Origin of the sequence: Rothia dentocariosa ATCC 17931 (assembly GCF_000164695.2) — a bacterium.
Taxonomy (GTDB): Bacteria; Actinomycetota; Actinomycetes; order Actinomycetales; family Micrococcaceae; genus Rothia; species Rothia dentocariosa.
On record NC_014643.1, the window covers coordinates 1,882,957 to 1,897,482 of the forward strand.

A 14,526-nucleotide genomic window follows, 5' to 3' on the forward strand; every position below is an offset into this window, starting at 1 on the left:
ATAGAGCTCGCCGAAAACCTACCTTTTCACTTGCTCCAGCGCCTCGCGCTGAGCCTTGGCGATGCGCTTCTCAGAGACCGTGTACGCCGTGCCGAGTTCCTGGGCGAAGAAGCTCACGCGCAGTTCCTCAAGCATCCAGTTCACGCGGGCGAGCGCATCGGGAATAAGAGTCCCCTCGGGCAGCGACTTGATAGCAGAATCGTAGGAATCCTCTAAATCCTGCACCGTGAGCATGAGCTGATTATCTCGGTTCAGGTTCGGTCCCAGCTTCGTCAAGCGTATCTGCGCTGCCTTCAGATAGCGCGGCAGGTGAACCAGCTGATCGTACCCGGTGTTCGCCACGAATCCGGGGTACACCAGATTATCGAGCTGCCCCTTCACGTCTGAGACGGCGTGCATGGTGCTCAATGAGGTTGCTTTCTTAATGGCTTTGCGCAGCGCCGCCGCTTCTGAGAGGATTTCGGCAACCAGCTTGGTGACCTCAAAGACGGTATCGATTAGTTCGGCGCGCACCTGCTCGAACAGCTCGCGGTACTCGGCACGCGTGAACACGGGCGTATGCGGCACCAGCTTGTCGAGCGCGGCAACCGTGCAGTCCCGAATCAGCTCATCAATCGAACCATGCGGGTTCTGTGTGAACACAATCTTCTCTTTATTTGACAGGTGATCGCTTACGTACCGCTCAGGTGAGGGCACCTGCAGCTGCAGAAGACGAATAATACCGCGCCGCTGCGAATTCACCTGCTCGGCCTCGGTGGGGAAAATACGGATGCCCGCGCTCGTTTTTTCGTCCACCAGCGCCGGGTATCCACTGACCGCCTGGGTCGCAATAATGCGCTGTACCTTGCGCGGAATCTCCTCGCCGGGAAAGTCAGTCAAGCCCGTGGTCTCACGGATAGAATCTTGCGATCCTATACCTTGAGCGGCGGTTTTCTCGGGTTTTGCGCCCGGATCTGAGCTGTTTTCCTGCGCGCCCTGCTGCGCCGAACCGGTTTGCGATGAGGCCCCCTGCGCGGAGTTCCCACCTGCGAGCGCCGCCATCTTCGCCACCGTATCTTCAGAAGCACCCAGCGAATCTGCCAGGGCGGAGCGAATCTGCGCATGGAGTTTTTGCTGCAGTTCACGGATATCTTTGCTTTCGCCCAGAATCTTATTGCGGGCATCGCGCACCTGGAACGTGAACTTCAGATGATCCGGCACGGACTTCCAGTCGAATGCATCCGGCTCAACCACCACGCCGCGCAGACGACGCAGCACCAGTGCGAACGAGGGCAAAAGCTCGTCGGTCGCGGGGGAGTAGTCAGCCTCCAGAGACTCCAACGCCATGCGTGCAACATCCGGGGCGGGCACAAAATTACGGCGAATCGCCTTCGGAAGCGATTTAATGAGTGCCGTTAAAAGTTCATGGCGCATCCCCGGAATCTGCCAGCGGAACGGCTCGGGAGTCAGCTGGTTCAAGAACAGAATCGGTACCTGAACCGCCACGCCGTCGCGTTTTGCCGCATCCGTGCGGGCACCGCCCAAACCTGCCCCCGGGGCGTATTCGTACCGCAAATCCAGGGTGAGTTCGCCGCCGTCAGTACGCTGTACCCACTGGCGCGGGAACTGCGAATCGTCATAATCGGCGGCATCCTCATTAATAAGGTTTTCCGGGTTGAAATCGAGCAGGTTATCGTTTTCTAAACGCGCGTGCTTCCACCATTTATCGAAGGAACGAACGTCCGTCACATGCTCGGGGATGCGCGCATTATAGAACTCGAAAAGCACGGCGTCATCCACTCGCAGATCTCGGCGGCGCAGGCGGGCCTCAAGCTCCTCAACCTCAGCCAGGGCACGCAGGTTGCGCTTGTAGAACTTGTGCTGGGTGCGCCAGTCGCCCTCCACCAGGGCGGAACGAATAAAAATCTCACGTGCAGCGGCGGCATCTACCCGGGAATACTGCACTGGGCGGTCGGCATAAATCGTCAGCCCGTACAGTGTGCCCTTCGTATACGCCACGGCGGCGCCCCGGCTTGCCGACCAATGCGGCTCGGAATACTGCTTTTTCAGCAGGTGCCCGCCCACTTCTTCAACCCACTGCGGCTCAATCGCGGCGTTTGTGCGCGCCCACAGCCGGGAAGTCTCCACAAGCTCGGCAGAAAGCACCCAGTCAGGGTTCTGCTTGAAAAGCCCTGAACCTGGGAAGATAGCGAATTTTGTGCCGCGCGCCCCCAGATATTCACGCGGGCCACGCGGGGCTTTGCCGTAGGTTTTCTCACGCTCCTCCTTAGCGCCCACATGCGAGAGCAGGCCCGAAAGCAGGCTCTTATGAATCTCAACCTCACGCCCCGACGCGTCAATATCGCGCCCGTTCGACACGCGGATATTCGCGGTGCGCCCCATCTCGCGCAGCTGGGCGAAAAGATCCTGCCACTCACGAATACGCAGAAAGTTAATAAACTCGCGGTGGCACATCTTTCGCAGCTGTGAAGAGGAAAGCTCAGCCTGGCGCTCATTAATGTACTGCCACAGCAGCAGGAACGACGAAAAATCAGATTTATCGTCCGTGAAACGGGCATGCATCTCATCGGCGGTGCCACGCACCTCAGCCGGGCGTTCACGCGGATCCTGAATCGTCAAAGCAGCGGCAAGAACCATCATCTCTTTAGCACAGTCACGGCGCGAACCCTCAATAATCATGCGCGCCAAGCGCGGATCAACCGGGAACGCACTCATTGCACGCCCCGTAGCGGTCAGCGTCGAGGTAGCACGATGATGCTTCCCCCTCTTATCCGTGCGCGCCGGTTTTTCAGAAAGCGCCCCAAGCTCACGTAGCAGATTCACGCCGTCATTAATCGCGCGCGATGCGGGCGGCTGCACAAACGGGAAACGCGCAATATCGCCGGGCTCACGCACCACGCCGATCGCAATCATCTGCAAAATAACGGCCGCCAGGTTCGTGCGCAGAATCTCCGGGTCGGTAAACTCGCTGCGCGACGCGAAATCCTCCTCAGAATACAGCCGAATTGCAATACCATCGCTCACACGGCCGCACCGCCCCGAGCGCTGGTTCGCGCTTGCCTGCGAAATCCGTTCGATCGGCAGGCGCTGCACCTTCGTGCGCGCCGAATACCGCGAAATGCGGGCGGTACCGGTATCGATCACATACTTGATACCCGGCACCGTCAGCGAAGTTTCCGCAACGTTCGTCGCCAGCACGATGCGCGGCCGACTCCCCGGCGTAAACACACGATGCTGCTCCGCGAGAGACAGACGCGCATACAGCGGCAGAACCTCATAGTTCATACGTGGGGACTTGGCAACCAAAGACTCTAAAGCATCGTGAGCATCGCGAATTTCACGCTCGCCCGAGAAGAAAATCAGGATATCGCCGGGCGCCCCCTTCGACAACTCCTCAACGGCGGCAAGGATTCCATCGGTTGGGTCACGGTCTTCGTCGCCTTCATCTTCATCAGCGTAGTCGTCCCCATCGAGCGGGCGGTAGCGAATCTCCACCGGGTAGGTGCGCCCCGAAACTTCAATAATCGGGGGAGCATCATCGGGAAGAATCTGCTCGGCAAGCTCACGTTCCTCATCGCTGAGAGAATCGTCTACCACACCCTTACCTGGCACGAAACTCGGTGCGAAATGCCTCGCGAATCGTTCAGGATCAATGGTTGCGGAGGTAATAATGACCTTCAAATCGGGGCGCTTCGGCAGAATCCGCTTCAGATACCCCAGAATAAAATCAATATTTAGGCTGCGCTCATGTGCCTCGTCAATAATGAGCGTGGAATACTTGCGCAGCAGCTTATCGTGCTGAATTTCGGCGAGCAGAATACCGTCCGTCATGAGTTTGATAGCGCTGTTCTCGCCCACCTCAGAGGTGAAACGCACCTGGTAACCCACGGTCTCACCAATTTTCTGCCCCAGTTCTTCGGCGATGCGCTCCGCCACCGAACGTGCGGCAAGGCGGCGCGGCTGGGTGTGCCCAATCATGCCTTTTTCAGCAAGACCGAGTTCCAAGCACATCTTGGGCAACTGCGTGGTCTTACCCGAGCCGGTCTCGCCAGCGACAATGATGACCTGGTGATCACGAATAGCCGTCTTAATGTCTTCGCGGCGCTCGCTGACGGGCAGTTCTTCGGGATAGGTAATCTCAGCGGGAATCAGCGGGTTGTAGGGACGCTGTTCGGGCCGGTCCCGGTGGTTCTTGTGATGCGCGCGTTTTTGCGGGTTTTTGGAGCGTGAAGCGTTATTTTTACGCGAGGAATTCTTGTGGGAAGTATCCCGCTTTGCACCTGGCTCTGCTGTGGAAGCATCGCCGGGTTTCTCACCGGATATTTGGGATGTGCGCGCGGGCTTTTGAGGTGCGCGCACCGGCGCCGCATGAATGGCAGCCGCCATGCTCGCCATACTGGGCGCGGTTCGAGTGGTCTTAGGAGTATCTGTGTGTTCGGTGGGTTTCTGCTCAGACATATTGTTACTAGTTTACTCTTCTGTATTTGGTACCCAAGAGGGACGTGCTTTCGGCGGAGACTTGTGTAATCTTGGAGCAGATACTAATAATCTCAAACGCAAAGGCAGGTCATGAAAATAAAACTGCGGGCTTGGCGGGAAGATGATGCCGCAAGACTCTATGACATATACCGTGCAACGCCCGATCTTGTACATCAGATGCCAGCTCTCGGTGGTGTAGAAGATGCACGTATTCTCATCTGCGAAGAGCTTCTTCCGTCTTCTGAACACATCCCATGGTGTTTGGAAGTTGATAACCAAGCTGCCGGGTGCGTAGGTTTCAGATGTATGGGGCGCCAGCCTTCTGGAACCTGGGATAGAGCTTGGGTTTACTACTGGATCTCGGCAGAAACCCGAGGGCTCGGTATAACAAGTAGATGCGTGCGTGCGGCGTGCGACTGGGCACAGAATATAGACGCGTCGAATGATAGCGCTGTATCACCTGGAAAACCCGCAGAACAAGCCAAGATCAGCTACGATTTCTCAGCTCTTACATCCGCAAGGTCCCCACGTGTTCGCCGTTTAGAGCTTGGGTACCGCACCAATAACCCTGCATCAGCGGCAGTGGCACGCCATATAGGGTTCGTGGTTGAGGGCGTAGAACGTGAAAAGTTCTGCTACAACGGCGTGCTCTATGATGCCGCCATAGCCGCGCGCCTTCACAGAGACGTGGACCATATGCTGGCAGCCACCTCATCGTCTGGAGTGTCGGCAGCGCAGCCCTATAAAGATTCAGGTTCTTCTTCCAGAGAACACGTAGAATCCTAAGGAACAAGCACCACTTTGCCGCGCACATGCCGGGAGCCCACAAGCTCATGAGCTTTCGCTGCCTGCTCTAGCGGGAAAGTCTGATCCACGTGAATTTTCACGATCCCCAGCGACATGAGTCGAGCAATCTCACCCAGCTGATAACGGTCGGGATGCACCGTCAGCCACTCTGCCGTAAACCCGCGCTCGCGTGCAGTCTCTAAAGGATCGGGGCTTGTGAGGGTCACGATTCGACCGCCCGGAACCAGTACATCCAAAGAATCTACGAAGGTTTGTGCACCCGTAGAATTCAGTACCACATCAAGGGTAGGACCTAGAACCTGCCGGAAATCTTGGGTTGTGTAGTCGATAAATTCTGCGCCCAAAGACTGTATAAACTCACGGTTTTTCTCAGAAGCCGTAGCGTAAACTGTAGCGCCAGCGTCGAGGGCAAGCTGAATCGCGAGATGACCAACACCGCCTGCGCCCGCATGGATCAGCACGCGCTCCCCGGAAGAAAGTTTCGCAACCTCAAAAAGTGCCTGGTATGCCGTCAATGCTGCCAGGGGAGCGGCACCCAGCTGCTCATCGGGAATATCTGCAGGGGCGTGCACAAGCTGATGGGCAGGAGCCAAAACGTATTCGGCATATGTCTTACCCGGATGCGGAAACTGCACCAGCCCGAAAACCTTCTCGCCTGGCTGGAATCCCGTGTAATCGCCCGCCGTTTCACAAACCAAACCGGCAACATCCCATCCTAAAACGGCGGGTTCTTGGTCAAGATTAATCAATGATGCCGCAGGGCCCAATCCCTTGCGCGTTGTAAGGTCTATAGGATTAACACCAGCGGCGGTAACTTTGAGAAGAACATGCCCGCGAAGGGGCGAAGGCATAGGAGTCTCTGTAAAATGCAGATTCTCGGGCTCACCCCATACGGTGAGCTGTACCTGGTGCATGGTCATGATGAGCCCCTTCTGCCGTGACGATAACGATTGGAAACATTCTCTCAAGCGCAGGTCACGGGGCAAAATAGCATGTCATAAAAGGCAACTCTCACACATGCCGTTTTCGTGGCGAGTGTGTGTATATCCTAGCTAAATTGAAGCCCTATAAGTTCCTGTAGCAGAGAACTATCAGCGCCGTGGGGGCTTATTGCCTAACTATAGAAACCCGGGAACCCTAGTATTACGCGATCTTCTGAATGAACGTTTCAATCTTTCCCGATAGTCGGTAAAGCATCTGTAGGTTAATAAGAACCACAGCGCTCAAGACCACGGTCAAAATAACTAATTTGAGGTAATCGATATGCTGGGTAGCAAAGATAGCGTATAAGGTAATAGCGTTAAACGGCATCGTAAATACTGCGGTCCTGCTGCCCGGTGCCCATCCCGGAAAGATAAACGCCTCGCGGATATGAAGGATAAGATGCAGGATATAAGCGATAAAGATAGCTGTGACGGTCTCAATGGAATCAAATATGACCCCGCTAAAAAGGATCAGACAAGCAACAATAAATTCTTCACCGATCATGGCGGCAATAGCTGCGGTTGAGGGGTAATGGTCTTGCCCCGCTATAAACATTTCGTCGTGGTACCGGTTATCGCTGGAGTACTTCTCGATATAGCGGCGCACGAAGATGATCTCCTCAAATTCGTGCACCATGAAGAGAGCGATCGTAATAAATGCAAAAGTGCCTATAGACATCCTAGCCTCCCAGGTTCCTGCATAGTTTCGTTTCTCCACGTTATTTCATGGTATGGCTCAGCGGGCTAATGTCAGTAGTTCAATAAAAATGGTCTACCCGCTGAAGCAGATAGGCCCGTAAAAAGTGCCCTTGAAAGGATTCGAACCTTCGACTTCTTGCTCCGGAGGCAAGCGCTCTATCCACTGAGCTACAAGGGCTGACATATGAAATTTTGGTGACCGCCTTGGCACCTCAACCGGAAACTAGGCGTTTCAGCCGCATACGGCGCACAAGCGAACCTCTATATCCTATCAGATGTTGCTAGAATATGTAGCTATGACTCCCGAAGAATTATCAGCAGCAATTGCTCAAGAACTCGATAAAACTATCGCATCCGGTCAGCTTACCCTCGCAGATAACGCAGAGCTTCCCCTCGCGCGCGTGGAACGCCCGAAATCTCGCGAACACGGTGACTGGGCGACTAATATTGCGCTGCAGCTCGCCAAGAAAGTTGGCAAGAATCCTCGCGAAGTAGCAGCTGTTCTTGCCGATAAAATTGCCTCAATTCCGGGAGTTTCAACGGTAGATATTGCCGGTCCAGGCTTCCTCAATATAACCCTGGATGCGGCTGCGGCAGGCACCCTCGCCGCCACTATCGTCGAAGCTGGAAATACATACGGAACCAGCGATAAATTCGCGGGAAAAACCATTAACCTTGAATTCGTCTCGGCTAACCCCACCGGCCCCATCCACTTGGGTGGAACCCGCTGGGCGGCCGTGGGCGATGCGCTCGCCAATATCCTCGAAGCCGAGGGCGCAAATGTGGTGCGCGAATACTACTTCAACGATCACGGCACCCAAATTGATCGGTTCGTAAACTCGCTTCTTGCCGCTGCCAAGGGAGAGCCTACCCCTGAAGACGGCTATGCGGGCGCCTATATTACCGATATCAAAGATCAGATTCTCGCCCAGCGCCCAGACGCGCTCGACGCTGAAAACCCTGCAGAAGTTTTCCGTGAAATCGGAACCGAGCTTATGTTCGCGCAGATTAAAGAGTCTCTGCACCGTTTCGGTACCGACTTTGATGTCTTCTTCCACGAAAACTCGGTATTTGAATCTGGCGAGGCCGACCGCATCATTGAGCAGATGAAACAGGATGGTCAGCTTTTTGAATCCGAGGGCGCGTGGTGGATGCGCACCACCGATTACGGCGATGATAAAGACCGGGTGGTCATTAAATCGGATGGTAATCACGCCTATGTTGCTGGAGATATTGCGTATTTCCGCAATAAAATGACCCGTCCTGAGAACCCTGCGGACATAGCCATCTATATGCTTGGTGCAGACCATAGCGGCTACGTAGGACGACTCAAGGCTATCGCTCAAATCTTGGGGTACCGGACCGAGCAGATTGAGGTCATGATTGGGCAGCTGGTGAACCTTGTCAAGGACGGCAAACACGTGCGTATGTCGAAGCGCGCCGGTAACGTCGTCACCCTTGAAGACCTTGTAGAGGCTGTGGGTGTGGATGCGGCACGTTACGAACTGATCCGCTACTCGGTAGACAGCACAATTGATATCGATCTTGATCTGCTTGTGCAGAAGAGCAGCGATAACCCTGTCTATTATGTGCAGTATGCGCACGCCCGCACTGCGGCTGTAGAACGTAATGCCATTGATGCTGGCGTGCATCTTGCCGATGGCGTGGACACAGGGCTTCTGAATACGCCCGCAGATACTGAGCTTCTTGCAGTGCTGGGGCAATACCCGGCAACCGTGCGTACTGCAGCGGAATTCTACGAGCCGCACCGCATGAGCCGTTATCTGGAAAACCTTGCGGCGGCCTACCACAGCTGGTACGGCCTCTCGCGCGTGGCTCCAAAGGGCGATGAGCCAGTGACTGATCTGCACCGTACCCGTTTGCTTCTCAACAATGCAACACGTCAGGTACTCGCCAACGGATTGGGTCTGCTGGGGGTCACCGCCCCCGAGCGTATGTAATGCCGAACCGACCGGAAGCTGCGTACCCCGCCAACACGATGACGGGGCACGCGGCTTTTGTATATTGGTTTATCCGCTATCTGAACACCACCTATGAGCAGCATCGTGGCAGCAAGGCGTTCCGATATAGTGGTGATGGCATCACGAATCTGTGACCGTGACACAAGACCCGAGGACTTCTGCATGAGCGACGCACAATCCCTGTACGCCCCCGACTGGCTTACCTGCCCCGAACATCCGGCTGAGCTGAACCGTACCATCTGGACGGACTCATTTCAGCGTAATCATGGGGGAGAGCTAACCATCGACGGCATTGCAGCGAGTGAGCTTGTCAAAGAGTTTGATACTCCGCAGTACGTATTTTCGGAAGATACATTCCGAGCTAGGGCACGCGGGTACCGCCAGGCATTCAAGGATGCTTTCGCCCGGTATGGCGCGCAGGTGAGTGTCTACTACGCAGGAAAGTCATTCTTGTGCACGTCCGTGGCGCGGTGGGCGCATGAAGAAGGTTTGTGTCTTGATACGGCATCGGGAGGGGAACTGGCGATTGCCCTGCGGGCTCAGGTTCCCGGGCAAAATATTGCGCTGCACGGTAATAACAAGTCGCACGGCGAGATTGTGCGCGCCATCAAACACGGAGTAGGGCGTGTGGTGGCAGATTCCGTTGACGAGCTTAAACTCATCGCGGATGTGCATGCCGAGCTGAACGCAGAACGCGCTGCAGCGGGGCAGGAGCCGTATCCGGCGGTTCCCGTGCTCATTCGGATTACGCCCGGTGTACATGCCTCCACCCACGAATCTATTGCTACGGCGCATGAAGATCAAAAATTTGGGATGTCGCTTCAGCCTGGAACCGCGCGTCTTGCCGGGTTAGAGGCAGATGAACTTGAGTATTGGTCAACCACTGAGGACGAATCCTACGCGATGCTTGCCGCCGGTATCCTCACCGCTACGGATTCCCTGGAATTTCGGGGTATTCACTGCCATATAGGCTCACAGATTTTTGAGGCGCAGGGCTTCGAGCAGGCGGCAGATACGGCTCTTACCTTTATGCACGCCGTGAACCAGAAATACGGTCTTAGCCTGCCTGAGCTTGACCTGGGCGGCGGCTACGGTATTGGCTATACCGAGGCCGATACCCCGCGCAGTATTGAGCAGATTACCGTCTCGATTGCGGATGCAGTCGCGGCAACCTGCGTGCGTCTTGGCCTGGCGATTCCGCATATGTCTTTTGAACCTGGCCGCTCGATTTCAGGCCCCTCAGGGGTGACGCTTTACACCGTCGGCACCATCAAAAACGTGAGTATTGAGGATGAGCACGGTCAGATTCGAGTGCGCCGGTACGTCTCTGTGGACGGCGGTATGAGTGATAATGCGCGCCCAGTGCTCTATGACGCCGACTATGCGGTAACCCTGGCAAACCGCGCCCCGGCGGGAGAGCACGTGCTTTCACGTGTGGTAGGTAAACACTGCGAATCGGGTGATATTGTGGTGCGGTATTGCTATCTTCCTGCTGACCTGCGTGCGGGGGATATTCTCGCGGTGCCAGCTACCGGTGCGTACTGTTATGTGCTGGGGTCGAACTATAACTACCTGAGCCGTCCGCCGGTTATTGCTACGTCGGCGGGGGAAGCGGCGCATCCTATTATTCGTCGCCAAAGCGAAGATGAGATGCTTGCTCTCGATACGGGCTTCTAGTACGGGCACCAAATCTTTTCCGCATGATGACCCGCATGGCGTATGTTTGGGTAAGAAACTGCTTGTAATATAACGACACCCCCGTAAATGGCGGTAATGTTGGCGTCTTGACCGCGTCCAGGCGCCGCTCTCTTGATACAGTTGATGATGACGTCGCCCGTTCGTACAGGCGCGTTCACCACTCGGTCAAAATGTAGGAGATAACGTGACTGACACCATTAAGGTTGCTCTGCTCGGCGCTGGGAACGTTGGTTCTCAGGTAGCGCGTATTTTTAGTGAGGATAGCGCGGTTCTCAAAGAACGGATAGGTGCGCCTGTTGAGCTGATCGGTATAGCCGTGCGTGATACTGCGGCTAAACGCCACTGGGATGCCGAACCAGGGCTGTATACCACCGATGCAGACGCCCTGATTGACGCTGCCGACGTGGTGATCGAGCTGACCGGCGGTATTGAACCTGCACGAACCCGCATTCTGCGCGCTCTAGAGGCAGGTAAATCGGTGGTTTCAGGGAATAAAGCGCTTCTGGCAAAACACGGTGTTGAGCTACAGGCTGCTGCCGATAAGTCCGGTGCACAGCTTTCCTATGAGGCGGCGGTCGCCGGTGCAATTCCGATTTTGCGCCCCCTGCGCGATTCTTTGGCAGGAGATACTGTCACACGTGTGCTGGGCATTATGAACGGCACCACCAACTACATTCTGGACCAGATGGATACCACCGGCGCAACCTTTGCCGATGCGCTCAAAGACGCCCAGGAACTCGGCTATGCCGAAGCAGACCCCACCGCTGACGTTGAAGGTCATGATGCTGCATCAAAGGCGGCTATTGTAGCCTCATTGGCGTTCCACTCTGATTTCACCATTGATGACGTTCACATAGAGGGTATTACCGCCGTAAACGCCGATGACGTTGCCGCCGCAGATGCCGACGGCTACGTGATTAAACTCCTGGCTATTTGTGAGCGCGACGGTGACGGAGTCAATATTCGCGTAGCTCCTACGCTCATTCCACGGCAGCATCCGCTAGCAGGTGTCCATGGCGCGTTTAATGCCGTGTTTGTACAGGCGCAGAACGCAGGCGAGCTGATGTTCTATGGCCCTGGTGCCGGTGGGGCACCGACCGCTTCTGCTGTTCTGGGTGATTTTGTGTCGTTGGCGCGCCGTCTGGTATTGGGCGGTCCGGGTGTGCCCGAGTCCTCTTACGCGCAGCTGCCTGCTACCGGATTGGGCGACATTATCTCCCGCTATTCGGTAGGCATGTTGGTTGATGACAAATTGGGCGTACTCGCAAATATTGCTCGTATTTTCGCCGAACACGGTATTTCGGTGGATTCTTTGCGTCAATCTACTCCGCGGGATGGCGCCGCACAGATTCGCCTGGTGACGCACTCTGCCAAAGACTCTGACCTGCGCCGCGCGATCGCGGTGATCGACGGTTTAGATACTGTGCGTGAGATTATTTCCGTGATTCGCGTCGAGTCCGGTAAATAGATCAGGAAGACTAGAATTTCAGCGCGGAAATTCTCAAGTCCGCGCGAGTAAAACCATCAGCAGAAAGTAGGAGAATCCCATGGCACATGTGTGGCAGGGCGTCATTAACGAATACCGCGATCGTCTTCCGTTCGGGGACGAGGTAAAACCGGTAACTCTAGGCGAAGGCGGAACCCCGCTGATTCACGCACCGGCGCTGTCAGCGCAGACTGGCAATACGGTATACCTCAAATTCGAGGGGATGAACCCCACCGGATCTTTCAAAGACCGCGGCATGACGAGCGCTATTACTGCCGCTAAACGCGAAGGTGCGAAGGCTGTTGTGTGCGCTTCGACCGGTAATACTTCAGCGTCGGCAGCGGCATATGCGCTTCAAGCGGGGATGCGCTGCGCGGTACTCGTGCCGGACGGCAAGATTTCGATGGGCAAACTCTCGCAGGCCATCGCCCACGGCGCTGATATTATTCAGATTGACGGAAACTTCGATAACTGCCTCGAAATTGCCCGTAAACTCAGCGAGAATTACCCAGTATTCTTGGTGAACTCGGTGAACCCCTACCGCATTGAGGGTCAGAAGACCGGTTCTTTTGAGGTCGTCGACACCCTGGGAGATGCCCCCGATTACCATCTGCTCCCGGTAGGTAACGCGGGCAATATTACCGCTTATTGGAAGGGGTACAAGGAGTATTCCGAGCCCTATACGAACCGTGACGGCAAGGTCCTAGAGCCGGTCGCCACCAAGCGACCCATCATGTGGGGTTTCCAAGCAGCTGGCGCGGCCCCGATTGTTGCAGGGCACCCGATTGACACTCCCGAAACGATTGCGACCGCAATTCGCATCGGTAACCCTGCCTCATGGGAGAAAGCTGAAGCGGCACGCGACGAATCCGGCGGCGTGATTGAAGCTGTCACCGATGAGGAGATTCTTGAGGCGCACCGCTGGCTCTCTTCCCGCGAGGGCGTTTTCGTTGAGCCCGCTTCAGCCGCTGGTGTTGCGGGTCTGCTCAAGAAACATCGCGCGGGTGAGGCTCCCGAGGGCAAGACCATTGTCATTACGGTGACGGGTCACGGTTTGAAGGATCCGCAGTGGGCGCTGGAACCGGTCAACGGTGCGAAAGTTGAACCGACTAAGGCAGCCTTCGATGTTGTGGCTGTGGCAGATATTCTTGACCTGAACTAACCACCCTATAGCCTGTTAACCGATAGGTCGATGCGCCCTTGTCCGAGAAAATTTTCTTGGGCAAGGGCGTCTTATTCTGTCCGTAACCCGCTCAATGCTAGGATAAATTCTCGTAAAGTAAGTGACATTAGTGTTGTTCCACCGCTTGAACAGCACAGTATGCGCTCCTAACATCCACATGCACCCGAGGTTTCCATGTCGAATTCTGATACCCCTATCACATGCGCAGATATTCCTGTCGGTAAAACCGTCACCGTCAAGGTTCCGGCATCAAGTGCTAACCTCGGGCCCGGCTACGATACCTTAGGGGTGGCTTTAGGGTTTTATGATGAACTTAGGGTTGAGCGTATTTCTGAAGGTTTAGAATTTGAGCTTTCCGGCGAGGGCAGTGAGGCCGTACCGCGCGATGAAACCCATCTGGTGATTCAGGCGATGCGTTCCACTTTTGAGAAGGTCGGACTTCATGATTTCCCAGCCCTCAGGCTGACGGCGCACAACCGTATTCCGCATTCACGTGGCATGGGCTCATCTGCCTCCGCTATTGTTGCGGGCGTTGCGGCGGCTTCCGGGTTGCTTCCCGAGCACGCTCAATTGAGCCGTGACCAGATTCTTCAAGTAGCTTCAGACCTTGAAGGACACCCCGATAATGTGGCGCCTTCGGTGTATGGTTCGCTATCAATATCCTGGGGCGAACTGGGGGACTGGCGCTCGTTGGTCGTACCGGTTCATTCTGCCGTTGTACCTATCGTAGCGGTACCCGATTATGAAGTTTCTACAAAACTTGCACGTTCGCTGATTCCTGCTGAGATTCCGCATGAGCAGGCTGCGGCAAACTCAGGTCGTGCTGCTTTATTGATTCAAGCCCTTTCGCAAGCACCGGAGTATCTTATGGATGCAACCGTGGACTATCTGCATCAGGGGTACCGTATTCCTGCGATGCGACCGAGTGCGGCGCTGGTTGCCTATCTGCGTGATCGGCAGCTTCCCGCCGTAATTTCGGGGGCCGGGCCTACCGTATTAACCTTCTCCCGTAGCTGTGAAGAAGTCGCTGCAGCACAGCGAGCGATCGCTGAGTTTGAGGTTACTCATGAGGGGAACGAATATGAGGGGCGTCGCCTGTCATGGCGCGTCATGCCCCTTGAAATCGATGCAGAAGGTGTTATAGTTACACAGTAAGGTGTTTTTCACCTGACATGGTTTATCGTGTTTGTTTTATCTCCCGGTCGCACG

At 55.5% G+C, this 14,526-nt stretch carries 10 protein-coding genes and 1 tRNA gene; 7 read left to right on the forward strand and 4 right to left on the reverse strand.

Going from position 1 to position 14,526, the window contains the following annotated elements; translation table 11 throughout:
- Positions 1-18 precede the first annotated feature (18 nt).
- Positions 19-4,458 carry an ATP-dependent RNA helicase HrpA gene (gene hrpA, locus HMPREF0733_RS08095; protein ID WP_013398865.1) on the reverse strand — a complete coding sequence of 1,480 codons (4,440 nt, stop codon included), beginning with the start codon at positions 4,456-4,458 and terminating at the stop codon, positions 19-21.
- 111 nt (positions 4,459-4,569) lie between these two features.
- Here hrpA and HMPREF0733_RS08100 point away from each other — a divergent pair, with 111 nt between their 5' ends.
- Positions 4,570-5,265, forward strand: coding sequence for a GNAT family N-acetyltransferase (locus HMPREF0733_RS08100; RefSeq protein WP_013398866.1), 696 nt, complete (start codon positions 4,570-4,572; stop codon positions 5,263-5,265).
- On the opposite strand, the gene HMPREF0733_RS08105 is transcribed toward HMPREF0733_RS08100, so the two are convergent.
- The 3 genes from HMPREF0733_RS08105 to HMPREF0733_RS08115 form a co-directional block, all read right to left on the reverse strand.
- Positions 5,262-6,206, reverse strand: a complete 945-nt coding sequence (locus HMPREF0733_RS08105; RefSeq protein WP_013398867.1) for an NADP-dependent oxidoreductase — start codon at positions 6,204-6,206, stop codon at positions 5,262-5,264. The genes HMPREF0733_RS08100 and HMPREF0733_RS08105 overlap by 4 nt on opposite strands.
- A gap of 223 nt (positions 6,207-6,429) precedes the next feature.
- Positions 6,430-6,948: an HXXEE domain-containing protein gene (locus HMPREF0733_RS08110; RefSeq protein WP_013398868.1), complete on the reverse strand. Its 519-nt coding sequence runs from the start codon at positions 6,946-6,948 to the stop codon at positions 6,430-6,432.
- A 125-nt stretch (positions 6,949-7,073) separates the two neighbouring features.
- A tRNA-Arg gene (locus HMPREF0733_RS08115) sits at positions 7,074-7,146 on the reverse strand.
- A gap of 118 nt (positions 7,147-7,264) precedes the next feature.
- Here HMPREF0733_RS08115 and argS point away from each other — a divergent pair.
- The 6 genes from argS (at position 7,265) to thrB (ending at position 14,472) form a co-directional block, all read left to right on the forward strand.
- The gene (argS, locus tag HMPREF0733_RS08120; RefSeq protein ID WP_172461383.1) at positions 7,265-8,929 is read left to right on the forward strand and encodes an arginine--tRNA ligase; all 1,665 of its coding nucleotides are present in this window, start codon (positions 7,265-7,267) and stop codon (positions 8,927-8,929) included.
- The gene (locus HMPREF0733_RS11185; RefSeq protein ID WP_013398870.1) at positions 8,929-9,084 is read left to right on the forward strand and encodes a hypothetical protein; all 156 of its coding nucleotides are present in this window, start codon (positions 8,929-8,931) and stop codon (positions 9,082-9,084) included. The genes argS and HMPREF0733_RS11185 overlap by 1 nt, the downstream gene beginning before the upstream one ends.
- A 28-nt stretch (positions 9,085-9,112) precedes the next feature.
- A complete protein-coding gene (gene lysA / locus HMPREF0733_RS08125; protein ID WP_013398871.1) occupies positions 9,113-10,627 on the forward strand; it encodes a diaminopimelate decarboxylase in 1,515 nt (504 codons plus the stop codon).
- Positions 10,628-10,832: 205 nt separating this feature from the next.
- Positions 10,833-12,116 (forward strand): homoserine dehydrogenase, encoded by a 1,284-nt coding sequence (locus HMPREF0733_RS08130; protein WP_013398872.1) that lies wholly within the window; start codon positions 10,833-10,835, stop codon positions 12,114-12,116.
- Positions 12,117-12,195: 79 nt separating this feature from the next.
- Positions 12,196-13,296 (forward strand): threonine synthase, encoded by a 1,101-nt coding sequence (gene thrC, locus HMPREF0733_RS08135; RefSeq protein WP_013398873.1) that lies wholly within the window; start codon positions 12,196-12,198, stop codon positions 13,294-13,296.
- Positions 13,297-13,491: 195 nt separating this feature from the next.
- Positions 13,492-14,472 carry a homoserine kinase gene (gene thrB / locus HMPREF0733_RS08140; RefSeq protein WP_013398874.1) on the forward strand — a complete coding sequence of 327 codons (981 nt, stop codon included), beginning with the start codon at positions 13,492-13,494 and terminating at the stop codon, positions 14,470-14,472.
- Positions 14,473-14,526: the final 54 nt, after the last annotated feature.

What these genes read in the sequence shown, in the direction of transcription:
- HMPREF0733_RS08100 (WP_013398866.1), top strand. Translation starts at nt 4,570, where the DNA reads ATGAAAATAAAACTGCGGGCTTGGCGGGAAGATGATGCCGCAAGACTC.
- hrpA (WP_013398865.1), bottom strand. Translation starts at nt 4,458, where the DNA reads ATGTCTGAGCAGAAACCCACCGAACACACAGATACTCCTAAGACCACT.
- HMPREF0733_RS08105 (WP_013398867.1), bottom strand. Translation starts at nt 6,206, where the DNA reads ATGACCATGCACCAGGTACAGCTCACCGTATGGGGTGAGCCCGAGAAT.
- thrC (WP_013398873.1), top strand. Translation starts at nt 12,196, where the DNA reads ATGGCACATGTGTGGCAGGGCGTCATTAACGAATACCGCGATCGTCTT.
- HMPREF0733_RS08110 (WP_013398868.1), bottom strand. Translation starts at nt 6,948, where the DNA reads ATGTCTATAGGCACTTTTGCATTTATTACGATCGCTCTCTTCATGGTG.
- HMPREF0733_RS11185 (WP_013398870.1), top strand. Translation starts at nt 8,929, where the DNA reads ATGCCGAACCGACCGGAAGCTGCGTACCCCGCCAACACGATGACGGGG.
- argS (WP_172461383.1), top strand. Translation starts at nt 7,265, where the DNA reads ATGACTCCCGAAGAATTATCAGCAGCAATTGCTCAAGAACTCGATAAA.
- thrB (WP_013398874.1), top strand. Translation starts at nt 13,492, where the DNA reads ATGTCGAATTCTGATACCCCTATCACATGCGCAGATATTCCTGTCGGT.
- lysA (WP_013398871.1), top strand. Translation starts at nt 9,113, where the DNA reads ATGAGCGACGCACAATCCCTGTACGCCCCCGACTGGCTTACCTGCCCC.